17 protein-coding genes and 1 pseudogene are annotated in these 21,866 nt (G+C 67.2%); 9 read left to right on the plus strand and 9 right to left on the minus strand.

Annotated elements, in window-relative coordinates:
* Positions 1–124: 124 nt before the first annotated feature.
* The 8 genes from GOSPT_RS02175 to GOSPT_RS02210 all read right to left on the minus strand — a co-directional run bounded on the left by GOSPT_RS02175 (position 125) and on the right by GOSPT_RS02210 (position 11,540).
* Entirely contained in the window at positions 125–874 is a 750-nt protein-coding gene (locus tag GOSPT_RS02175; RefSeq protein WP_005202454.1) for a DUF429 domain-containing protein, read from the minus strand.
* 2 nt (positions 875–876) lie between these two features.
* Positions 877–2,178, minus strand: a complete 1,302-nt coding sequence (locus GOSPT_RS02180) for a TrpB-like pyridoxal phosphate-dependent enzyme (protein WP_005202456.1) — start codon at positions 2,176–2,178, stop codon at positions 877–879.
* Between the two features lie 708 nt (positions 2,179–2,886).
* Positions 2,887–5,307 (minus strand): phosphoketolase family protein, encoded by a 2,421-nt coding sequence (locus tag GOSPT_RS02185; RefSeq protein ID WP_005202458.1) that lies wholly within the window; start codon positions 5,305–5,307, stop codon positions 2,887–2,889.
* A gap of 149 nt (positions 5,308–5,456) precedes the next feature.
* A complete protein-coding gene (locus GOSPT_RS02190; protein WP_005202459.1) occupies positions 5,457–6,131 on the minus strand; it encodes a response regulator in 675 nt (224 codons plus the stop codon).
* A complete protein-coding gene (locus tag GOSPT_RS02195) occupies positions 6,128–7,792 on the minus strand; it encodes a sensor histidine kinase (RefSeq protein WP_005202461.1) in 1,665 nt (554 codons plus the stop codon). Before GOSPT_RS02195 ends, GOSPT_RS02190 begins: the two co-directional genes overlap by 4 nt.
* Before the next feature lie 49 nt (positions 7,793–7,841).
* A complete protein-coding gene (locus GOSPT_RS02200; protein ID WP_005202463.1) occupies positions 7,842–9,278 on the minus strand; it encodes a CitMHS family transporter in 1,437 nt (478 codons plus the stop codon).
* 139 nt (positions 9,279–9,417) lie between these two features.
* Positions 9,418–10,680, minus strand: coding sequence for a DNA polymerase IV (gene dinB / locus GOSPT_RS02205; RefSeq protein WP_005202465.1), 1,263 nt, complete (start codon positions 10,678–10,680; stop codon positions 9,418–9,420).
* A gap of 53 nt (positions 10,681–10,733) precedes the next feature.
* A complete protein-coding gene (locus GOSPT_RS02210) occupies positions 10,734–11,540 on the minus strand; it encodes an IclR family transcriptional regulator (protein ID WP_005202482.1) in 807 nt (268 codons plus the stop codon).
* Positions 11,541–11,726: 186 nt separating this feature from the next.
* On the opposite strand from GOSPT_RS02210, the gene dhaK reads away from it, so the two are divergent.
* The 5 genes and pseudogenes from dhaK to GOSPT_RS02235 all read left to right on the plus strand — a co-directional run bounded on the left by dhaK (position 11,727) and on the right by GOSPT_RS02235 (position 17,066).
* Positions 11,727–12,716, plus strand: a complete 990-nt coding sequence (dhaK, locus tag GOSPT_RS02215; RefSeq protein ID WP_005202484.1) for a dihydroxyacetone kinase subunit DhaK — start codon at positions 11,727–11,729, stop codon at positions 12,714–12,716.
* Between the two features lie 15 nt (positions 12,717–12,731).
* Positions 12,732–13,376: a dihydroxyacetone kinase subunit DhaL gene (dhaL, locus tag GOSPT_RS02220; RefSeq protein WP_005202485.1), complete on the plus strand. Its 645-nt coding sequence runs from the start codon at positions 12,732–12,734 to the stop codon at positions 13,374–13,376.
* Positions 13,373–14,065 (plus strand): annotated as a pseudogene (dhaM, locus tag GOSPT_RS02225) (dihydroxyacetone kinase phosphoryl donor subunit DhaM); the annotation flags it as partial. The gene dhaL and the pseudogene dhaM, both read left to right, overlap by 4 nt.
* A gap of 332 nt (positions 14,066–14,397) precedes the next feature.
* Complete coding sequence (gene ptsP, locus GOSPT_RS02230) at positions 14,398–16,023, plus strand: phosphoenolpyruvate--protein phosphotransferase (RefSeq protein WP_005202487.1); 1,626 nt, start codon at positions 14,398–14,400, stop codon at positions 16,021–16,023.
* A gap of 80 nt (positions 16,024–16,103) precedes the next feature.
* Entirely contained in the window at positions 16,104–17,066 is a 963-nt protein-coding gene (locus GOSPT_RS02235; RefSeq protein WP_005202488.1) for an aldo/keto reductase, read from the plus strand.
* 9 nt (positions 17,067–17,075) lie between these two features.
* Here the strand turns inward: GOSPT_RS02235 and GOSPT_RS02240 are convergent, their stop codons facing one another.
* Positions 17,076–17,714: a class I SAM-dependent methyltransferase gene (locus GOSPT_RS02240; RefSeq protein WP_005202489.1), complete on the minus strand. Its 639-nt coding sequence runs from the start codon at positions 17,712–17,714 to the stop codon at positions 17,076–17,078.
* A 292-nt stretch (positions 17,715–18,006) separates the two neighbouring features.
* Between GOSPT_RS02240 and GOSPT_RS02245 the strand changes: the two genes are divergently transcribed.
* The 4 genes from GOSPT_RS02245 to GOSPT_RS02255 all read left to right on the plus strand — a co-directional run bounded on the left by GOSPT_RS02245 (position 18,007) and on the right by GOSPT_RS02255 (position 21,777).
* The gene (locus GOSPT_RS02245; protein WP_005202490.1) at positions 18,007–18,789 is read left to right on the plus strand and encodes an LLM class F420-dependent oxidoreductase; all 783 of its coding nucleotides are present in this window, start codon (positions 18,007–18,009) and stop codon (positions 18,787–18,789) included.
* A gap of 11 nt (positions 18,790–18,800) precedes the next feature.
* Positions 18,801–18,998 carry a DUF1295 domain-containing protein gene (locus tag GOSPT_RS24205; protein WP_005202493.1) on the plus strand — a complete coding sequence of 66 codons (198 nt, stop codon included), beginning with the start codon at positions 18,801–18,803 and terminating at the stop codon, positions 18,996–18,998.
* A gap of 9 nt (positions 18,999–19,007) precedes the next feature.
* Positions 19,008–19,598, plus strand: a complete 591-nt coding sequence (locus tag GOSPT_RS02250; protein ID WP_245548678.1) for a DUF1295 domain-containing protein — start codon at positions 19,008–19,010, stop codon at positions 19,596–19,598.
* A gap of 202 nt (positions 19,599–19,800) precedes the next feature.
* A complete protein-coding gene (locus tag GOSPT_RS02255; protein ID WP_005202496.1) occupies positions 19,801–21,777 on the plus strand; it encodes a TPM domain-containing protein in 1,977 nt (658 codons plus the stop codon).
* The last annotated feature ends 89 nt before the right edge of the window (positions 21,778–21,866 follow it).

Raw genomic sequence — 21,866 nt, forward strand, 5'->3', positions numbered from 1 at the left:
TCGACGGAGTAGTCGGCCACGAACTTCCGGTTGCTGGAGTTCCGGTTGCCCAGACGCTCGGATTCCGCGCCTGTGGGCAACCGGAACCGCGGCGCCTACCGGGGTGCGCCGACGCTCCCGCGGGTCATCGCAGGTCGTCGATCCTGCCCGTCGGAACGTGAATCCAGCCCTCGCGGTGGGCGATCGGCATGTCTGCTTCGAGCGGAAGTGCGGTGCCGCCGAGGCTCGCCGCACGTGCGATGAGTGCGGTGACGACGGCGTCGAATGCGTTGTCGTTGCTGGCCATGAGGGCAGCGTGGCGTCCGACGTCCAGCCAGGGTGCCGCCGCTCGCAGGTCGTCGACGAGACCCGCGAGTACATCACGATGCGTCGAACGTTTGTATCCGCGCGATGTCAGTCCCCAATGCTTCAGTGCGCCAGCGGGATACGCTTCGACGGCCCAGCCGTCGACCCGGTTCGACACTCCGAGGTCGGCGAGCAGACCCGCACAGCGAAACGCTACGTGCGCGATCTGATCTGCCGACACGCTGAGCGGTCGGCCCAGTCCGTGCTCGACCAGGTAGCGATCAGTGCGTCGATATGCGAGCGGGCGACGTGCAGCGATGTCGTCGAGCTGCGACTCCTTCGCTGTGTCGCCACGATGGTGAGCGCTGACGAACTCGACAAAGGCGTCGGGCCACCCGAATGGCGAGTCGATGCCGCAGCGATCAGCGCCGTCGACGAGCGCACGGATCGTCGAATCATCTGCGGGAGTGACCAATTCGCGGAGTACAGCCGAGAACCCACCACGGTCGACGTCGTGTTCACGCCATTCGACGACGGCGACGGCGGTCGACGCGGGCGAGGCGGAGAGGTCGACGCCCGCGGTGATCACGCTCAGATCTTTCCGTCGAGGAACTCCGCGTAGGCGGGAAGGTCGAGTTGACCGTGACCCGACAGACCGATCACGACGACCTGCTCAGCAGGATTGTCGGCGACGTGTCGAGCGCACGCCGCGATCGCATGCGTCGACTCGGGCGCGGGCACGATGCCTTGCGTGCGCGCGAACTGCACGCCCGCGGCGAACGCGTCGTGCTGATCGATCGCCACACCCTGGACCAGGCCCTGCTCGACGGTGTGGCTCAGTGCGGGCGCCATGCCGTGGTAGCGCAGACCGCCGGCGTGGATGGGATCGGGCACGAAATCCATTCCGAGAGTGTGCATCTTGAGAAGCGGGGTGAGGCCCGCGACGTCGCCGTGGTCGTAGCGGTATTCGCCCTGCGTGATCGACGGGCACGCCGAGGGCTCCGCGGCGACCACCCTCGGGTTCGACCGGCCGTGGATCTTTTCGCGCAGGAACGGGAACGCCAACCCGGCCAGATTGGAACCGCCACCCGCACAACCGAATACGACGTCTGCACCATTGGGTTCGACGGCGACGAGCTGTTCGACGGCCTCCTGACCGATCACACTCTGGTGCAGCACAACGTGATTGAGCACGCTGCCGAGCGCGTACCTGGCGTCGGGGTCGTTGGCGGCGACCTCGACGGCCTCACTGACGGCCATCCCGAGACTGCCAGTGGTGTCGGGGGTCTTCGCGAGAATTGCACGGCCCGACTCGGTCAACGTCGACGGGCTCGAGTGAATCGTGCCGCCGTATGTGCGGATCAGATAGCCGCGGTATGGCTTCGATTCATAGGACGCGCGCACCTGCCAGACCTCGACGTCGATGCCGAACTGTGCACCCGCGAACGCGAGCGCACTACCCCACTGACCCGCGCCGGTCTCGGTGGTGAGCTTCCGGACACCGTCGACGCTGTTGTAATACGCCTGCGCGACAGCGGAATTGGTCTTGTGTGAGCCGACGGGGCTGACGCCCTCGTACTTCACGTAGATCCGCGCGCCCGTGTTGAGCGACTCCTCGAAGCGTCGCGCACGGATGAGCGGCGACGGCCGCCACATCTTGTAGATCTCGCGCACCGGTTCGGGGATCTCGATGTACGGCTCGGTCGAGACCTCCTGCGCGATCAGTCCGCTCGGGAAGAGCGCGACGAGATCGTCTGGTCCGACGGGCTCCTTGGTGCCCGGATGCAGGTGCGGCGGGATCGGCTCGGAGAGCTCCGCCGCGAGGTTGTACCAGTGCGTCGGCACGTCCACGGTGATGAGGTCCGGGTTGCTTGCGTCCACGTGCATCGTCATGCGGACACTCTAGTCCGCGGGCGGGCAGCGCCGCGGGCCGATTCGGCGCTCGGCGTCGGGCGGGGGTTAGGCGGCTCGACGTCGAGCGCCCCCGCAGAAAGTAGGGGAAGGAACCTTTCCCCGCGTTGCTGATCCCTCCCCCAGAAGCTGCGCGCGGAAACCGAAGAAGCCCGCGGAAAGAACGCTTCCCCTAGTTCCTGCGTCCTGGAGCCCGGCGTCGGGCGAGGGGTTAGGCGGCTCGACGTCGAACGCCCCCGCAGAAAGTAGGGGAAGGAACCTTTCCCCGCGTTGCTGACCCCTCCCCCAGAAGCTGCGCGGGGAAACCGAAGAAGCCCGGGGAAAGAACGCTTCCCCTAGTTCCTGCACCCGGTGCCGCGTCCCGACGTCGAACCGCACGACCGCTCGGGGCGTGCGCCCCGACAGAAAGTAGGGGAAAGAACCCTTCCTCGAGTTACTGACCTCTCCCCCAGAAGCTGTGCGGAGAAACCGAAGGAACCCACGGAAAGAACGCCTCCCCTAGTTCCTGCACCCCGGTGCCGCGTCCCGACGTCGGGCCAGGGGCAGCGCGACGTCGAACACACGACTACTCGACCTCCAGCGCCCCAAGAAAGTAGGGGAAAGAACCCTTCCCCTACTTTCCGCGCGGCCGCCGGCCGACGAGGCCCGCCCGCCGGCCGAGCCCGCCGAGTCCACCCGACCCCGGCGCGCCTAGTCCCGCGAGCCGCTCGGGGATGACCACTTCCAGTCGCGCACCTCGGGGAGGTCCTCGAAGTGTTCGCGGACGTAGTCGTGGTGGCGGGCGAGCTGGTTGTTGCAGTACGCCACCAGCTCCTCGGCCTTCTCGGGGGCGCGGCGTGCGCGACGCAGCGCCTCGATCACCAGGTGGTAGCGGCTCATCTTGTTCAGCACCACCATGTCGAACGGGGTTGTGGTCGTGCCCTGTTCGGAGAAGCCGCGCACGTGGAAGCGTCCCGGATGGGTACGCCCGTGCACCAACTGGTGGATCGCGCGCGGGTAGCCGTGGAATCCGAACACCACGTCGACGTCGCGGGTGAACAGCTCGTTGAACTTTTCGTCCGACAGTCCGTGCGGGTGATCGTTCTGCGGCAGCAGCACCATCAGGTCCATCACGTTCACGACGCGCACACGCAGGTACGGCACCCACTCGCGCAGCAACTGCGCGGCGGCGAGGATCTCCTGCGTAGGGACGTCGCCCGCGCTGGCGAGCACGATGTCGGGTAGCTCGCCCTCGACGTTCTCGGTGCCCGCCCAATCCCAGATCGACGCTCCGGCGGCGGCCTGCTTGTTGGCCTCCTCCAGCGACAGGTACTGCAGGTGCGGCTGCTTGTCGACGACGATCAGGTTCACGTGATCGCGGCTGCGGAAGCAGTGATCCGAGATCGACAGCAGCGAGTTCGAGTCCGGCGGCAGCCACACGCGAACCACCTCGGGTGAGAGTGGCAGCACGAGGTCGATCAGCCCGGGACCCTGGTGCGAGAACCCGTTGTGGTCGTTTCGCCAGCACGTCGACGTCAGCAGGATGTTCAGCGACGCGACGGGTTCGCGCCACGGCAGCGTCGCCGCGTGCTGCAACCACTTGGTGTGCTGCACCACCATCGACGCGCTCACCATCGCGAACGCCTCATAGGTCGCGAACACACCGTGCCGACCGGTCAACGTGTAGCCCTCGAGCCAGCCCTGGCACAGGTGCTCGCTGAGCACCTCCATCACACGACCCGACGGCGAGAGGTTGTCGTCGTATTCGGTGACCGGAAGCTGCCACGCGCGGTCGGTGACCTCGAAGACCGCTCCGAGCCGGTTACTCGACGTCTCGTCCGGGCAGAAGAGCCGGAACGTGCCGCCGCCGTCGGCGTCGGAGTTCTGCGTGTAGATGTCGCGCATGAACTCACCGAGAACGCGGGTCGTTTCGAATGAGACGTCGCCCGGTTCGGGGATGTCGAGCGCGTACTGCTCGATCGGCGGCAGCCGCAGCGGCGAGAGCAACCGACCACCATTGGCATACGGCGTCGCACCCATCCGGAGATCGCCCGCAGGCGCAAGCGAGGCAATCGATTCGACGATGGCGCCGTTGTCGTCGAAGATCTCCTCCGGCTTGTACGACTTCAGCCACTCCTCGAGGATCGCGAGGTGTTCGGGGTTTTCCCGGACGCCCGAGAGCGGCACCTGATGCGCCCAGTGCGTGCCCTCGATCTTCTTGCCGTCGACCTCTTTCGGTCCGGTCCAACCCTTGGGTGTGCGCAATACGATTGCGGGCCAATGGGTGTCGGGCAACGTCGAATCGGCGCCGTCTGCGCGCGCCTCGGATTGGATCTCACCGACCCGACGACGGGCCTCCACGATCGCGGCGCGCAGGTCGGAGAACACCTGGGCGGGATCGTCGCCCTCGACGAATGTCGGAACCCAGCCCTGCCCGTGCAGATAGTCGGTCACCTCGGCGTCGGTACTGCGGCCGAGGACCGTCGGACCGGCGATCTTCGCCCCGTTGAGGTGAAGGATCGGCAGCACGGCGCCGTCGCGCGCGGCGTTGAGGAAGGCCGGAATCTTCCACGAACCCGAGAGTGGCCCGGTCTCGGCCTCACCGTCGCCGATGACACAGGCGACGGTCAGGTCGGGGTTGTCGTAGGCCGCGCCCGCCGCGTGTACCAGTGCATATCCGAGCTCGCCGCCCTCGTGGATACTTCCCGGGGTCTGCACGCTCACGTGACTGGGGATGCCGCCGGGCGTCGAGAACTGACGGCAGAGACGTTTGACGCCGTCGGCGTCGAGGGAGATCTTCGGGTAGACCTCGGTGTAGGTGCCTTCGAGGTACGTATTCGCGACAAGCGCGGGACCACCGTGTCCGGGACCGGTGATGTAGAGCCACGAACTGTCGGACTCCTTGATGATCCGGTTCAGCACCGTATAGATCGCCGAGAGTCCCGGGCTGGTCCCCCAGTGGCCGAGCAGACGAGGCTTGATGTGGTCGCGCGAAAGTGGTTCGCGCAGCAAGACATTGTCTTGCAGATAGATCTGGGCGACGGTGAGGTAATTCGCCGCCGCCCACCATCGCAGGTCGGCGTCGAGATCCGCCTGCTGATACGCGCGCTGTTGGGTGGAGACCTCGGTCATGCGGGTTCCCTTCGAACTCGTCGACTCTTGATGGTGCTCTTGTCCATTCCCCCTTCCATCAGTTCTACGCGGACACCAAGCCGCGTGCGCGGCTCTTCACCGTAAATTCGCCCAAGGTGTTACCCGGAAGGGGTGTTTGCCCGGAGATCTCACCCCGGCAGCCGATACACCTGCCGTGGGCGACCCGTACTGCCGTAGTGCAGCGACATGAGCAGCCTGCCACTGTCGACGAGCGCCGCGAGGTGGCGCCGCGCGGTCGCGGGCGAGACCCCGATTCGTGCCGAGACCTCGTCGGCGAACATCGACTCGCCCTCGGTGAACTGGTCGAGGATCGTGCGCTCGGTGTGCGAGCCGCTGTCGCCGGCGTGAGGGACGGGTCGAGTACCCGTGCGCATGGCCGACAGCGCGGCGTCGACGGCCGCCTGGTCGATGTGCTCAGCGGCGAGTGCACGCCGATAGTGGGCGTAGCCGGCAAGACGTCGTGCGAGTTCGGTGTCGTCGAACGGTTTGATGAGGTACGTCAGGGCACCGGCACGCAGCGCGCGACGCACAGCGGCTGCATCGGTCTCTGCACCGGCGATGAAACAGTCGCACTCCAACTCGGCAAGGAGGTCGATGCCGGAACCGTCGGGCAGATGAACGTCGAGCAAGACCAGGTCGGTGTCGGGGTGCGAAGCGAGGGCTTCGCGCGCCTGCGCGACCGACCCCGCCGTCGCGGTGACGCGGAAACCTCGTAGCGCGGTGACGATTGCCGCGTGGAGTCCGGCGACGCGAAAGTCGTCGTCGACGATCAGCACCCCGAGTTCACGCGTCGGCGTACTCATCGGACAACCGCTGTCGAATCGAACACGCCGGGTAGTCGTGCAACGATAACCGCACCACCCCAACGGTTTTCAACGTCGCTCCGACGCTCTCCACCAGGATCGACGACGACGATGTCGCCGCCGAGTCGCCTGGCGAGTTGCCGCGACAACGCCAGACCCATTCCCCGTCCTCCCGGCACCGACGGGGCGTCCTTTGTCGTGACACCGTCGGAGAAGATCGTTGCGGGATCGTCGAATCCGATTCCCGGCCCCGAATCGGTGACGGTGATCAGCAATTCGTCGCCCTCCGTAATCGCGTCCACGTCGACGTGTGGCCGTGAATCGTTGTCGCCATCGGACTCTCCGATGCGTTGCGCTGCTGCATCGATCGCGTTGTCGACGAGATTTCCGACGACGGTCGTGACCGTGATCGGATCGAGAAGCGTCCCGCGCACCCACGTCTGATCGCCGAGACCGAGTACGACGCCGCGTTCTCTGGCGTGCGAGGCCTTGGCGTCGAGGAATGCGGACAGATGCGGCTCGTCGATGTTCTCGATTCCTTCCAGACCGAAATGACCTGCGCTGCCCGTCAATTCGGATAGGTATGCGCGCGCCTCGTCGACGTGGCTGCGACGCAGGAGGCCGGCGAGCACGTGCAGCCGATTCGCCGTCTCGTGGCGCTGTGCGCGCAATGCCGTACTCATCGCGCCCATCGAATCGATCTCGCGGGTGAGCTCTTCGACGTCGGTGCGATCGATGATCGACGCGACGATACCGAGGTCGCGCTCGTCGACATCGACCCGGTGCGACGACACCAGCACGATGCGGTCGCCGACGGTCGCGGCGACCGGATCGGGGGTCGGGGTGCGCAGCACAGCCCGGATCCGGTCGCTGAGCTCGAGATCGTCGACGCTGGCACCGACCTCATCAGTGATGTCGAGCAGCTGACGTGCCTTGTCGTTGATGACGCGCATGACACCGGTCGCGTCGACAGCGAGCACGCCGTCGGCCATGGCGTGCAACACGGCGCCCTGATCGCGGACCAGTTCGGCCAGTTCGTCGGGTTCGAGACCCAAAGTGAGTCGACGCCATCGACGCGCGAGCAGGATTGATCCCACCGCGCCGACGGCGAGCGCCGCCAGAGCGATCAGCACCGTGGTCCCGATTGCCCGACGCGTCGCTGCCGCAAGGTCGGCCGTCGAGACACCCACGCTCACCAGTCCGACAACGCGACCGTCGTCGATGATGGGCACCTTCGCGCGCACGGACTCGCCGAGCGTGCCGCGATCGGTGGTGATATCGGCCTGCCCCGACAGCGCCTTGGTGGGATCGGTCGACACGTGCTTCCCGACCTCGCCCCGATCGGGGTGCGACAACCGGATGCCGTTGGCGTTCGCGATCACGACGAACAACGCTCCGGTGCGCTCACGCACCGCGGATGCCTGGGCTTGAATCGGACCGTTCGCCAGTTGGCTGACGTCGAGGTCGCTGCGGTCGCTTTCCGCGACCTCGCTGACCGTTTCACGATCGGCCGCCACCGACTGCGCGATCGCGAGCGCGCGTTGCGCGTACTCGTCGCGGCTACGGTCGTCGGTACCCGCGAGCACGACGCCGAAACCGACGCCGAGGCTCACCGCGATGACGGACAGTTGCAGCAGAAGAACCTGCGTCCGTAATCGCATGTGTAGAGCCTAGGCGTCGGCAGTAGTGCGGCGGTTGGAGTTCGAACTCTCAGAACGGGATCGCGCCGACCACGACGCCCACAGCAAGCATCGTCACCGATACCAGTGCTGCTCGCCACAGGACCTTCTTGTGATGGTCGGCCAGTGAGACCCCCGCGAGCGCGACCAGCAGCAGGATCGCGGGCACCAGCGGGCTCTGCATGTGAACGGTCTGGCCGGTGATCGAGGCGCGTGCCATCTCTGCGGGATCGATGCCGTACCGCGAGGCGGTCTCCGAGAGGACCGGAAGCACACCGTAATAGAACGCATCGTTGCTCATCAGGAATGTCAACGGCATCGAAACGATCCCGATGACGATTGCCATGTGCGGACCCATCGCGCTCGGAATCCCGTCGGCCATCCAATGTGCGATGGCGTCCACCATCCCGGTCCCACTGAACACTCCGGTCAACACCGCAGCGGCTAGCACCATCGCGACCACCGAGACGATGCTGGAACTGTGGCGGGTGATGGCCTCCTGTTGATCTTTGATGTGCGGGAAGTTCACGGCAAGCGCGATAGCCGCGAAGATCATGAACAGAACGGGGATCGCGACGATGTCGGCTCCGAGGATCGCCAGCAGGGCGACCGTCAGGGTCGCGTTGACCCAGACCAGCTTGGGCCGCAACGTCTTTCGATTCGGATCGAGAACCCCGGTGAACGCCGACTCCCCGTCGCCATCCGACGGCGTGGCGACATCGCCTGTGCTGGAGTCGGTTCCGCCCGAACCAGTCGAGAGAGCTGGTCGGTTGTTCGATGTCGTCCCGGACCCGCCGACTCCAGCGGCAACCAGTTCACCGCGCGGCACGAGCACTGCGTCGTCGACTTCCAGACGCCCGATCCGACGACGCTCCAGCACGCCGAGGTGATAGGCGAAAGCCAGGACGACCAGCAGCGCAGCCCCGAGCGCGGGGAGCATGGGCAGGAAGATGTCGTTGGTATCGATCTTCAGCGCACTCGCCGCACGAGCCGTGGGGCCTCCCCACGGAAGTATGTTCATCGTGCCGTTCGCGAGACCTGCGACGACGGTGAGGACGACGGGGCTGACGCGTAGTTTCAGATAAAGCGGTAGGAGCGCCGCGGTGGTGATGATGAACGTCGTCGAGCCGTCGCCGTCGAGTGAGACGACCATCGCGAGCACTGCGGTGCCGACGACCAGCCGCGCCGGATCGTGCCCGACCATCCGGACCACCAGCCGAACGATGGGGTCGAAGAGCCCAACGTCGATCATGATCCCGAAGAAGATGATCGCGAAGAACAGCATCGCCGCCGTAGGGGCGAGTTCTTTGATCCCGTCGGTGATCATGTCGCTGATGCTGAGGCCTGCGCCGGCGAACAGCCCGAACGCGACCGGGACCAGGATGAGCGCGACCACTGGTGTCGCGCGTTTGGTGATGATGAGGAACATGAACGTGGCGACCATGCCCAACCCGAGTGCTACCAACATTTCCGTGCTCTTTCTCGTGTCGTTCGCGAGCGGTGTGTTGCCCGTTACTGATCGAGTGTCGGGGTAGTCCAGATCACAGTGAAGCTTGTGCGCGTAAGGCACGTTTTGCGCGTTCTGCGCACGGGAAACGGGCTGCCGTTCAGTCCGGAAGCATCGGGGCGTCGTCGCCGTGGTGGCGCCCGAGGAGTACGCCGCGGGTGACGGCGTCGCGGCCGAATCGCGTTCTCAGATCGTCCATCGCGGTGTCGAGGTGCGCGCCACGACCGCTGAGTGGACTCGACGCCTCGACCGCGCGCACCCGGCGGTCGGCAGGGTCGGGTTGGTCGAACGGCAGGGTGAGCTGTATCGAGTCGCGCTCGTCGAGTCCGGTGAGCGACAAGCCGATCAACGTGCACCCCCGGTCGCGGATCACGGGCAGGGCGTCGTCGAGCAATCCGCGCGCCGACGACATGATCACGTCGGTGCGGTCGGTGGCGTCGGACAGTGTTCGCGACCGTGTAGCACGCGAGAAGTCGTCGAACCGGAGACGCAATACGACTGTGCGACAGACTCGTTCGGCATTTCGGAGGCGACGTCCGAGGCGTTCGACGATCGCGACGACGGTCGCCTCGAGGTCGGCTTCGCTCTTGGGTCGACGGCCGAGCGCCCGCTGCGAACCGATCGACGAGCGTCGACGCCCGGTCTCGACACAACGCGGATCGGTGGCCATCGACAGCGCGAAGAGGTGACGCGCAGAGCCCGGTCCGACGATGTGCTTGAGTGAGCGCTCGCCGAGCCGGGCGATCCCGCCGACCGTGGTGACGCCCGCGTCGTGGAGTTTGGCCTCGGTCACCGGCCCGACGCCCCAGAGCCTCCGAACCGGTAGCGGATGCAAGAACGCCAGCTCGGTTCCCGGCGCCACTTCGAGCAGCCCGTCCGGTTTGCCGACGGCGCTCGCGACCTTCGCGAGGAACTTGGTGCGCGCGAGACCCACGGTGATCGGCAGTCCCACCTCGTCGCTTACGCGTCTACGCAGACGCTCCGCGATCTCGACCGGTGTTCCCGACACTCGACGCAGGCCCGCGACGTCGAGGAACGCCTCGTCGACCGAGATGCCCTCGACGATGGGTGTGGTGTCGTGGAAGATCTCGAAGACCGCGCGGCTGGCCTCGACGTAGGCGTCGAAGCGTGGCGGCACCACGATTGCGCGCGGACAAAGCGCCCGCGCCTCGTGGCCCGGCATCGGCGACCGCACGCCGAACGCCTTGGCCTCGTAGCTGGCCGCGAGCACGACACCACCACCTACAAGCACCGGCCGCCCGCGCAGCGCCGGATTGTCGCGCTGCTCGACCGACGCGTAGAACGAGTCGAGATCGGCATGCAGTATCGACGCCTCGTGCCGCTCGCGTCGCTCGATCCGCATAGAACACATGTTCGCATGCGAGTCTGACATTCTCTACACCCGAGCTGCCCCGATCAACCCGTGCGGGACCTCCGCCGCCAGGCGTCCTTGTCGGTGGCGCGGTCGTCCTGAACTGCGGGAGGCCAAGTGGCAGCGCCCAATTCGCGCGAGGTATTGCGCGCGACGTCGCGCAACATCGAGGCGACCGACGACTCGAGCGGCCACTGCTCCGCGGTGGCGACGACACCGACCGCACCGATCGGACCGCCCATCCGGTCGGTCAAGACGGCTGCGAGTTCGCACTCACCCAAAACAGCCTCTTCGACGGACTCGGCGAGTCCTGTCGCGCGCACATCGGCGAGGGTTGCGCGCAGCGCCTTCGGATCGGTGAGGGTCGATCCGGTCATGTCGCGCAGGTCGGCGTCGAGGATGTCGTCGGTCAGCTTGGCGTCGAACGCCATGATCGCCTTGCCGAGCGCCGACGCATGCGCGGGTATGACGATTCCGACCTCGGGCATCTGCCGCGAACCGTCGAGTCTGGGTTGGTGATGGACCACCACGACGTCGTCGATCAACATCACCGCGGTGCGGACCGCGAGTCCGCTGCGTCGTGCGAGATCCTCAGCCCACGGCGCGATCCGCGCACGGAGTTCGAGACTGTCGAGGTACACGTTTCCGAAGGTGAGAACCGCAGGTCCGAGGCGGTAGCGCCCCGAATCGCGCTCCTGCACGACCATGCGGTGTGCGAGCAGCGTGCGGACGATGCCGTGCACGGTCGACGGCGGCAGCTCGAGCCTCTCCGCGATCTGTCCGAGACTCATCCGGTGGTCGCCCGCCAGCACCGTGAGCACGCGGAGCGCGCGGTCTACGGACTGAATCATCCAGACATTCTCGCAGCAATCGTCTCAGCGATCTCCCCGGGGAGAGATCTCGCCTGTTCCATCTTCGGAAAGTATTGCCCGTCACATCGCGCGGGGCGTAGTGTGACATTTCATTCGATAATGTCGAATGAATTGCTCGGCCTCACCGTGCGTACCCGCAGATGTGTCCCGTAGGAGTAGTGGCTCATGAAGAAGTTCATCAACGAGCCGGCCGATGTGCTGGCCGACGCACTGCGCGGGGTTGCGGCCGCTCATCCCCGACTGCGCGTCGACCACGAGAACAGGGTGATCTTCCGAGCGGAGGGACCACGTCGCGGAAAGGTCGGGTTGGTCTCCGGCGGAGGGAGCGGCCACGAGCCCCTGCACGGCGGATTCGTCGGCCAAGGGATGCTCGACGCCGCCGCCTGCGGCGAGGTCTTCACATCGCCCGTCCCCGACCAGATCCTGGCCGCCACCAGCGGCGTCGACGGTGGCGTTGGCGTGCTGCACATCGTGAAGAACTACAGCGGCGACGTGATGAACTTCGAGATGGCCGCAGAGCTCGCCGACGTCGAGGTGGTGTCTGTCATCGTCGACGACGACGTGGCCGTCACCGACAGCAGTTTCACGGTCGGTCGACGCGGTGTAGCCGGCACGGTCTTCGTCGAGAAGATCGCCGGGGCGGTCGCCGAGCGCGGCGCCGACCTCGCCGAAGTCGCCAGGCTGGCACGCAAGACAGATGACAACGCACGCACCATGGGCCTCGCTCTCACCTCCTGCACGGTCCCCGCGGTCGGCCACCCCACCTTCGACCTCCCCGAGAATCAGATCGAACTCGGCGCCGGCATCCACGGCGAACCGGGCCGCAAACGCGTCGAACTGCCTTCGGCGAATGAGATGGCGCAGATGCTGATCGATCCGGTTCTCGCCGACCTCGACTTCACCCTCGGCGAGAACGGGGTCGTCCTGCTGGTCAACGGCCTCGGCGGAACACCCCTGATCGAGCTCTATCTGATGTGCGCCGAATTCACACGACTACTCGACGCCGCTGGCATCACCGCAACGCGCACCCTCGTGGGCAACTACGTCACCAGCCTCGACATGGCGGGATGTTCGGTCTCGCTCCTGCGACTCGACGACGAACTCACCGATCTGTGGGACGCTCCGGTCGACACACCGAACCTGCACTGGGCTTGATCCAAAGGGCACGTCATGACCACCCTGACCACTGACACCATCGCCACCTGGCTCCGCCTGTTCACCAGCGACGTGGTGGCCGACGTCGACGGCCTGACCCAACTCGACGCCGCTATCGGCGACGCCGACCATGGATCGAACATGGAACGCGGCATGACCGCCGTCGTCGACGGACTCGCCGATAGTCCAGACCTGCCGGGACCGATGCTGAAGAAGGCAGGCATGACACTCGTCAGCAAGGTCGGCGGCGCCAGCGGGCCGCTGAACGGCACCCTGCTGCTCCGGATGGCGGGCGCCATCGGCGACAGCAGCGAGATCGACGGCACGACGCTCGCCGCGGCACTGCGCGCCGGCCTTGCCGGCGTGGTCGACCGCGGACACGCACAGCCCGGCGACAAGACCATGTTCGATGCGCTCAACCCCGCATGCGATGCCCTCGATGCGGCGCTCGCCGACGGCGCAGCACTGCCGAAGGCACTGCAGGTCGCCGCCGATGCTGCCGCCGCCGGACGCGATTCGACCGTCGACATGGTTGCCCGCAAGGGTCGCGCGTCGTATCTCGGTGAGCGCAGCGTCGGACATCAGGATCCGGGAGCGACGAGCGCGGCGATGCTCGTCGACGCGCTCGCCGAAGCCGTGAACGCGACCGGCACACCATGACGGGGCTGGTGGTCGTCTCTCACAGCAGGGCGCTTGCCGACGCCGCGGTGGCACTGGCATCGGAGATGCTCCACGGATCGACGACGCGCATCGCCGTCGCAGCGGGACTCGACGCCGAGACCTTCGGCACCGATGCCACCGCCATCGTCGACGCGATCGAGAAGGCGGACGACGCACAGGGCGTCGTGGTCCTGATGGATCTCGGAAGTGCTGTTCTGTCAACCGAACTCGCGCTTGAACTGATCGACCCGGAGGTCCGCGAGCGCACCGTGCTGTCGGCGGCTCCGTTGGTCGAGGGACTCATGGCCGCAGCCGTGACCGCCGCCTCCGGGGCTTCACCCTCCGACGTCGCCGCCGAGGCGGCGCAGGCGCTGACGCCGAAGCGGTCGGCGCTGGGCGTCGGCGAGGAGGATGTGCCGGCGAGTGGTGAGAATATGTCGCCCGGCGGTGAGTCCGCCGTCGTCGAGGTCGAGAACCCGCATGGCCTCCACGCCCGACCTGCCGCCCGATTGGTCACGGAGGCAAGACAATTCGACGCCGAGGTCACGCTGCGCAACCTCGATACCGGCGCCGGCCCGGCGTCGGCGAGCAGCATGTCGCAGGTCGTGGGCCTCGCCGTGCGGTGCGGCCAGCATCTCGAGATCGACGCGAGCGGCCCCGACGCACAGGCCGCCATCGAGCACCTGACTGCGTTGGCGCGCAATCGGTTTGGCGAGGAGGACGCGGCCGCTGGTCCCGACGCCCCCACCGCTGGTCGAGCTGGTCCCGACGCTGGTCGAGCCCCAACCGCTGGTCGAGCCCCCTCCCCGCCGGTCGAGAGTCAACTGCCGCTGGTCGAGCTGCCTCCCCGCTGGTCGAGCTTGTCGAGACCACCCCACCGCCGATCGAGCTTCCACCGCTGGTCGAGCCGCCCCACCGCTGGTCGAGCCGCCCCACCGCTGGTCGAGCTGCCTCCCCCGCTGGTCGAGCTTGTCGAGACCACCCCGCCCTGCCCGCGTCGCCCGGGATCGCGATCGGGCCGGTGTTCACGCCCGCGGTCGTCGACGTCGAGCCCCCCGACGAGCACTTCGACTCCGCCGACGCCCAGTCCGCCAGACTGCGCGACGCCATCGACGATGTACGCGCCGACATCGAGAGCCTGCGCGCCACAACGGCGCAGCACAGCCCCGCCGACGCCGCCATCTTCGACGCCCACCTGGTGATGCTCGACGATCCCGACCTGGTGGCCGCAGCCCTCGAGCGCATCGAGTCCGGCGTGCCCGCGTCGCGCGCGTGGGCGGAGGCAGTGGCGGCAGTCGAAGCCGAATGGCGCGCCGTCGACGACCCCTACCTGCGCGAACGTGCCGTCGACGTGCACGCGGTCGGACAGCAGGTACTCCGCAAGCTGGCAGGCATCCCGGACGCGACCATCGATGGCACCGGCATCCTCGTCGTCGACGATCTGCTGCCCGCACAGGCGGCCGTCCTCGACGCCGAGAAGGTCGCGGGCGTCATCCTCGCGGGCGGGAGCCCGACAAGTCACGCTGCAATCCTCGCCCGCGCGCGCGGGATCCCCGCGGTCGTCGCTGCAGGCTCCGACATCTTGGCCATCGAACCCGGTGTCACAGTCGCACTCGACGGATCGACCGGCGAGATCATCGTCGACCCTGACAGTCAGACCCTCGAACGCCTGCGCGGCGAGGCATCGCGTGCTGCGGAGCGCGGAGAACTCGCCCGCGCATCGGCGCACGAGTCGGCGAGCACCGCCGACGGCACGCGAATACTGGTGGCAGCCAACCTCGGTTCCGTCGAGGATGCGCGCGCCGCAGCCGAAAGCGGCGCGGACGGTTCGGGTTTGGTCCGTACCGAATTCCTCTACCTCGACCGTGCGCAGCCACCCTCCGTCGACGAGCAGATCGACACCTACCTCGCGATGGCCGATGCCCTTGGCGGCCAACGCATCACGCTACGCACGCTCGACGTCGGAGGCGACAAACCGCTCCCGTTCGTGCCGCAACCCGCGGAAGAGAACCCCTTCCTCGGCCTGCGTGGGCTCCGCCTCGCACTGGCGGAGAAGACCCTCTTCGACGACCAGCTCCGAGCCATCGTCACCGTTGCACACCAGACCCCGATCAGCATCATGTTCCCGATGGTGACCACCGTCGACGAATTACTCACCGCCCGAGAGCATCTCGACGCCGCGATCACTTCCGTCGGACGTGGCGAACCGGCGGGGCTCGAGGTGGGGATCATGATCGAGGTTCCCGCAGCAGCCCTCAAGACCGCCGCCTTCGCGCGGTACGTCGACTTCTTCAGCATCGGTACCAACGACCTCACGCAGTACACGCTGGCCGCAGAACGCGGCAACACTTCCGTTGCGGCGCTTGCTGATCCGCTCGATCCCGCAGTCGTCACACTGATCAACAGGGTCTGTCGCGGTGCGGGACCCGACCGCCTGGTCGCAGTCTGCGGAGAGCTGGCGGCCGACGAGACGGCAACCGATCTCCTTGTTGCGCTTGGGGTGCGGGAGCTGAGCGTCGCTCCCCGCGCTGTCCCGCCGGTCAAACAGGCGGTACGCGGCATCGAGGCCACCACCAATCCCAGGCTCGTCGAGCGGTGCCTCGAAGCTGACGCTGCTCACTCGGTGCGCGCCGCGCTCATCAAGTGAGCAGCGCGGCTCGATAGACTCGAACGCATGCAGGCCATCACACGAGCGAACACGGTCGACGGGGTTTACGAGGTCGAGAAGTGACAACACCAAGCGCCACAATCGGACTAGGCCTGGCAGCCGTTGGCCGTCCGGCGTACATCACGACCGGACGAGACGACGACCTCGGCGAGGAACGCAGCATCGAGGACATGCGTGCGCGCACGTACGCGGTGCTCGACGCCGCCTACGCCGACGGGGTGCGCTACCTCGACTGCGCGCGGTCGTACGGGCTGTCGGAGCAGTTCCTCGCGGACTGGTTGAGTGATCGACCCGACGTCGACGACGTGGTCGTCGCCTCGAAGTGGGGCTACCGCTACGTCGGCGAATGGGAACTCGACGCCGCGGTTCACGAGGTCAAGGACCACAGTCTCGGCGAGTTCGTCGACCAGTGGACCGCAAGCCGCTCGATACTCGGCGAAGCACTCTCCATCTACCAGATCCACTCGCTGACACCCGACAGCCCGGCACTGACCAACCCCGCACTCCTCGACGCGCTCGCCCGACTGCGCGACGACGGCTACCGCGTCGGCTTCTCGACGTCTGGTCTGTCGCAGGCCGACGTTGTGCGACAAGCGATCTCGATCGAAGTCGGCGGGGCACCGCTCTTCGGGGTCGTCCAGTCGACGTGGAATCTGCTGGAGACGTCGGTGGGCCCAGCGTTGGCGGAGGCCGCGGAGGCGGGGCTGTCGGTAGTCGTGAAAGAAGGCATGGCCAACGGACGGTTGGCGCCCGGCGTCGCCGACGACTCCGACGCCCGACGCGCCGTCGACCTCGCTGCAAACGAACTGGGCGTACCCACCGACCAGGTCGCGTTGGCGGCGGCGCTGGCTCAGCCGTGGGCGGCACATGTGCTGTCGGGCGCGGTGAGCGTCGAGCAGGTCGACAGTAACGTCGCCGCGAACACGGTGACCCTCGAACCCGCGGTTCTCGCGGAACTAGTCGCGCACCCCGAGACGCCTGCTGACTACTGGTCGAAGCGGTCGCAACGCGACTGGAGCTAGAGCTAGCTGCTACAGGGCGGGCAACCTACGCGCCAGCAGCACCACGTCGTCGATGTGGTGCCCACCGCCAGCGGGGATGCCGCGCGGGCGGGTCTCGTGGGTGACGATCTCCCAGCCAGCTTCTTTGGATTCACCGTCCGTGGTCCGGCTCTCGAGCAAGGTCGCGATGTCGTCGGGTTGCACGTAGTCGGCGGGGTCGAATCCGTGCGCGCGCACGCCTTCTGGCGCGTGTGCGACCACCAGCAGTGAGCCGCCCGGCCCGACAGCATCGACGAGTTTCTCTGCCACCGAACGGTTTTCGGTGAGGATCGGGAAGTAGTGCGCCGCGACGAGAGCGAAGTCACCACCCGGTACGTCGTCGACGACGAGATCTGTTTGCAGCCAAGTGATCTCGGGTCCGGGGAAGCTCTCCCGTGCGCGGTCGACGGCGACCTGCGAGATGTCGATCGCCGTGACCTGCCAGCCGCGCTCGGCGAGCCAGCGGGCATCGGCACCTTCACCACTTCCGACGTCGAGCGCGGTGCCCGGCGCGAGGTCGGAGGCCTCAGCGATCAGGGAGGGATTCACGTTGGACGTCCATAGGCGCTCGATGTCGGCGTACCTCGCGTCCCACTCCGCCGCCGTGTGCGGGTTCTGGTCGTGGCTCATCGGTCCAGCCTGACACCGCCGCCGCGCGGCGTCGAGCAGCATTGCGTTGGAGGCAAGAAGTGGTCTCGACAAGCTCGACCAGCGGTTAGGGGCCCGACCAGCGGGCGAGGTGGTCTCGACAAGCTCGACCAGCGGGCGGGGGTCTCGACAAGCTCGACCAGCGGTGGGTGCGCTCGACCAGCGGGCAGGGTGCGCTCGACCAGCGGTGGGTGCGCTCGACCAGCGGTGGGTGCGCTCGACCGGCGGAAGTTGGTCATCGACGCGGCGGCTGTGGAGGGGCAGACTGGGAGACATGGCATTTCCCATTCGCATCGGAGTCCAGATCCAGCCGCAGCACGCCCCCGACTACTCGCTGATACGCGACGCGGTCTTGCGGGCAGAAGACCTCGGCGTCGACATCATCTTCAACTGGGACCACTTCTATCCGCTCTACGGCGACCCCGACGGCGCGCATTTCGAGTGCTGGACCATGCTCGGCGCGTGGGCTGAGCAGACCGAACGCGTCGAGATCGGTGCGCTCGTCACGTGCAACTCGTATCGCAACCCCGACCTGCTGGCCGATATGGCACGCACCGTCGACCACATCTCCGGCGGCCGACTCATCCTCGGCATCGGCGCGGGCTGGTTCGAGAAGGACTACGACGCGTACGGCTACGACTTCGGCACCAAAGGCAGCCGCATCGGCGAGCTGGGCGAGGCACTGCCGCGGATCGCCTCACGGTTCGAGAAGCTCAATCCCCAACCCACCCGGCACATTCCGGTCCTCATCGGTGGCAGCGGCGAGAAGAAGACCCTCCCGCTCGTCGCGAAGTACGCCGACGCCTGGCACGGCTTCAACGACGTCGAGACCTACCGGCACAAGACCAAGGTGCTGTCGGGCTATTGCGAGGAGATCGGCCGCGACCCCGAAACCATCGAGCGGTCGGCAGGCATCCCGTTCACCGGCGACGTCGAGGAACTGGTGCGCACCGCCGACGCCATCAGCGCCGAAGGCGTCTCGCTGATCACCGTCGGCACCACCGGCCCCGAGTACGACCTGACGGCCGTCGAAGCGCTGTGCCGCTGGCGCGGGTGAACTGAGTCGATATGTCGAGCCTGGCCGTCGTCGCGATCATCGCGGGTGTCATCTCGCTTGGCTGTTGGGTCGCGTCGCTGATCACCGGCGACACGTCGTGGGTCGACCGCATCTGGTCGATCGCGCCTGTCATCTACCTCTGGGTGTTCGCGGCGTACAGCCACTTCGACGCCCGCACGACGGTGATGGCTGTGCTCGTGACGGCGTAGGGTATCCGTCTGACGTTCAACTTCGCCCGACACGGCGGGTATACCGGCACCGAGGACTACCGCTGGGCAGTGCTGCGCTCCCGAATGAGCAAGTGGCAGTTCTGGTTGTTCAACCTGTTCTTCATCGTGATCTACCAGAACCTGCTGCTGGTGCTGATCACGCTGCCCGGCTACACCGCGCAGCGTCATCCGGGCGGGTTCGTTGTGCTCGACGTCGTGCTCGCGGTGGCCTTCCTGGCGTTCCTCGCCGGGGAGGCCACCGCCGACCAGCAGCAGTGGGAGTTCCACGCACGCAAGGCCTCCGGCCAGACGTCGACGCGGTTCTGCACCACCGGGCTGTTCCACTACTCCCGGCACCCGAACTACTTCTTCGAGCAGGCCCAGTGGTGGGTGATCTACCTGTTCGGAGCCGTGGCCGCGGGGTCGATCCTGCAGCCGACGATCGTCGGCGCGGTGCTGCTGACCCTGCTGTTCGTCGGCTCGACCAAGTTCACCGAGTCACTGACACTGTCGAAGTACCCCGAATACGCCGACTACCAACACACAACGTCGGCGCAGATCCCGTTGCCGCCCAAGCGACGTCGGACGGCGGCTGCCTGAGCGGCGATCCTCTGCGCCGCAACCCTGTTCACGCGACGTTCGCCCAGCGATCGGGACAACCGGCGCGAGACGGGCGTGGCTGGGTTCAGCTCGAGGCCGTCGACCGCCTAGATTTGATGACATGCTCAGACCGCTCACTGTCGGAAAGAACATCCCGGACCCTCGCGTTCTCCTGCGCGTGGTGATTGTCGGAGCACTCCTCATGCTTGCGCTGGTGGGTACTTCTCTGGCCGCGGACACCGCCCGGGCCGAGCCGCCGATGCGGCTACCCGACCAGGTGACCGATCCCGCCGACGTGCTCTCGTCGTCGGATCGCACGCGGGTGCAGCACGCGGTCGAGGGGCTCTACCGCGACCACGGCGTGCAGTTGTGGGTCGTCTACGTCAAGACATTCAACGGGCTGGGTAGTGAGCAGTGGGGCTCGCAGACCGTGCAGATGAGCGACCTCGGCGAGCACGACGTGCTCCTCGCCGTCGCCACCGACGACCGCGCGTACCGCTTCGACGCGCCCGATTCGGTCGACGGCCTCGACCGGTCGAAGCTCGATTCGATCGCCCAGGACAACATCGTGCCCGCGCTCAAGAAGTCGGACTGGCCGGGCGCGGCCGTCGGCGCGGCGAACGGTCTCGGCTCGGCACTCACGCCGTCGCACACCGCCGCAATCGTCACCGGAGCGGTCGGTGGTGTCGCGGTCGTCGGCGGCGGCGGCGCCTACCTCTACTCACGGCGGCGTCGAAAGCAGAAGCTCGAGTCGCAACTCGACTCCGTTCGCGAACAGGAACTCACCGGCGACCAACTACTGTCACAGCCGATCGAGGTCCTCGAACCCTGGTCGCGCGAGGTCTTGACCGACACCGACAACGCAATCCGCACCAGCGAGGAGGAGCTGCGGCTGGCCGTCGACGAGTTCGGTCCGGCCCAGACCGCACCGTTTACACAGGCACTCGACGCCGCGAAACGTGGTCTTGCGACATCGTTCTCGCTGCGACAACGACTCGACGACGACATCCCGGAGACATCCGACGAACGACGCTCGATGCTGGTGCAGATCATCACAACCTGCACCGACGTCGACGCCGCACTCGACGAGCAGGTCTCGGCCTTCGACGAGATGCGCAATCTGTTGATCAACGCCGACAGCCGATTCGCGCAGATCACGCAGCAACTCGTCGCGCTGCGGGCACGCCTCGAGGGTGCCTCCGGCCAACTCGCGACGCTGACGCAGAAGTACGGCGCGCCGACGCTGCGCTCGATCGAGCACAACGTCGACCTCGCCGCCCAGGAGGTCGGGTTTGCCGAGAGCAGCGCGGACCAAGGTCGCGCGGCGATCGCGCGACCCGTCGGCGAGCAGGGCGCCGCCGTTGCCGCGATCCGCTCGGCGGAGGGCGCCATTTCCCAGGCCGACAAGCTCCTCGACGCGATCGACAACGCCGACACCAACATCGCCGCCGCGCACACGCAGCTGCCCGCGCTGATCGCCGAGGTCGAGGGCGAGTTGCAGGAGGCCGCCGGACTGTCGTCGGATGGCGGGCCGGAGCTGGCGACGGCGGTGGCGTCGGCCACCACGGCGCTCGACCGCGCCAAAGCCGGCACGGACCAGGACCTACTGGGAGTGTTCACCGCATTGGTCGACGCCGACGCCGACCTCGACCATGCACTCGATTCCGCCCGCGGCGCGCTGGCAAAGCGCAAGCAACGAACCGAGGTACTCACCGCTGCACTGACCAGCGCGCAGGCCAAGGTCACCGCGGCGTCGGACTTCATCTCAACTCGACGCGGCGCCATCGGCTCGACCGCACGCACCCGACTCGCCGAAGCGCAGCGCCTACTGCAGTCGGCCACTACGACCGCGGAGAGCGACCCGACCGCGTCGACCGATGCCGCGCGTCGAGCCGGATCTCTCGCCGACCAGGCACTGATGGCCGCACAGGGCGACGTGGTGAGCTGGCAGCAGAGTCAGCAGCCGCGCTCGAGCACCGGATCGGCGGCCACCGGTGCGGTACTCGGCGGCATCCTGGTCGACAGCTTCCTGCGCGGGACGATGCGCGGCGGTGGCTACGGCGGAGGGTTCGGGGGCGGCTTCGGCGGCGGTGGCTACACCAGCGGCGGCGGGCGCAGCCCCGGCTCGTTCGGCGGGTCGTCGAGCTCGGGCCGCATCGGCGTCGGGGGCCGGTTCTAGGGCCCTGGTCCGGTCGGGCGCGCGGTCGGGCGTGCGGTAGGCGGCCGCTGCGCGCCGCAGCCCGCAGAAAGTTGCGCGTCTTGGGCGGC

The sequence above is a fragment of the Gordonia sputi NBRC 100414 genome, from assembly GCF_000248055.1.
Lineage (GTDB): Bacteria > Actinomycetota > Actinomycetes > Mycobacteriales > Mycobacteriaceae > Gordonia > Gordonia sputi.

Bases quoted from the DNA above. Each gene is read 5' to 3' on its own strand.
- GOSPT_RS02180 (WP_005202456.1), bottom strand. From the start codon at position 2,178: ATGACGATGCACGTGGACGCAAGCAACCCGGACCTCATCACCGTGGAC.
- GOSPT_RS02185 (WP_005202458.1), bottom strand. From the start codon at position 5,307: ATGACCGAGGTCTCCACCCAACAGCGCGCGTATCAGCAGGCGGATCTC.
- GOSPT_RS02190 (WP_005202459.1), bottom strand. From the start codon at position 6,131: ATGAGTACGCCGACGCGTGAACTCGGGGTGCTGATCGTCGACGACGAC.
- GOSPT_RS02195 (WP_005202461.1), bottom strand. From the start codon at position 7,792: ATGCGATTACGGACGCAGGTTCTTCTGCTGCAACTGTCCGTCATCGCG.
- GOSPT_RS02200 (WP_005202463.1), bottom strand. From the start codon at position 9,278: ATGTTGGTAGCACTCGGGTTGGGCATGGTCGCCACGTTCATGTTCCTC.
- dinB (WP_005202465.1), bottom strand. From the start codon at position 10,680: ATGCGGATCGAGCGACGCGAGCGGCACGAGGCGTCGATACTGCATGCC.
- GOSPT_RS02210 (WP_005202482.1), bottom strand. From the start codon at position 11,540: ATGATTCAGTCCGTAGACCGCGCGCTCCGCGTGCTCACGGTGCTGGCG.
- dhaK (WP_005202484.1), top strand. From the start codon at position 11,727: ATGAAGAAGTTCATCAACGAGCCGGCCGATGTGCTGGCCGACGCACTG.
- dhaL (WP_005202485.1), top strand. From the start codon at position 12,732: ATGACCACCCTGACCACTGACACCATCGCCACCTGGCTCCGCCTGTTC.
- GOSPT_RS02240 (WP_005202489.1), bottom strand. From the start codon at position 17,714: ATGAGCCACGACCAGAACCCGCACACGGCGGCGGAGTGGGACGCGAGG.
- GOSPT_RS02245 (WP_005202490.1), top strand. From the start codon at position 18,007: ATGGCATTTCCCATTCGCATCGGAGTCCAGATCCAGCCGCAGCACGCC.
- GOSPT_RS24205 (WP_005202493.1), top strand. From the start codon at position 18,801: ATGTCGAGCCTGGCCGTCGTCGCGATCATCGCGGGTGTCATCTCGCTT.
- GOSPT_RS02255 (WP_005202496.1), top strand. From the start codon at position 19,801: ATGCTTGCGCTGGTGGGTACTTCTCTGGCCGCGGACACCGCCCGGGCC.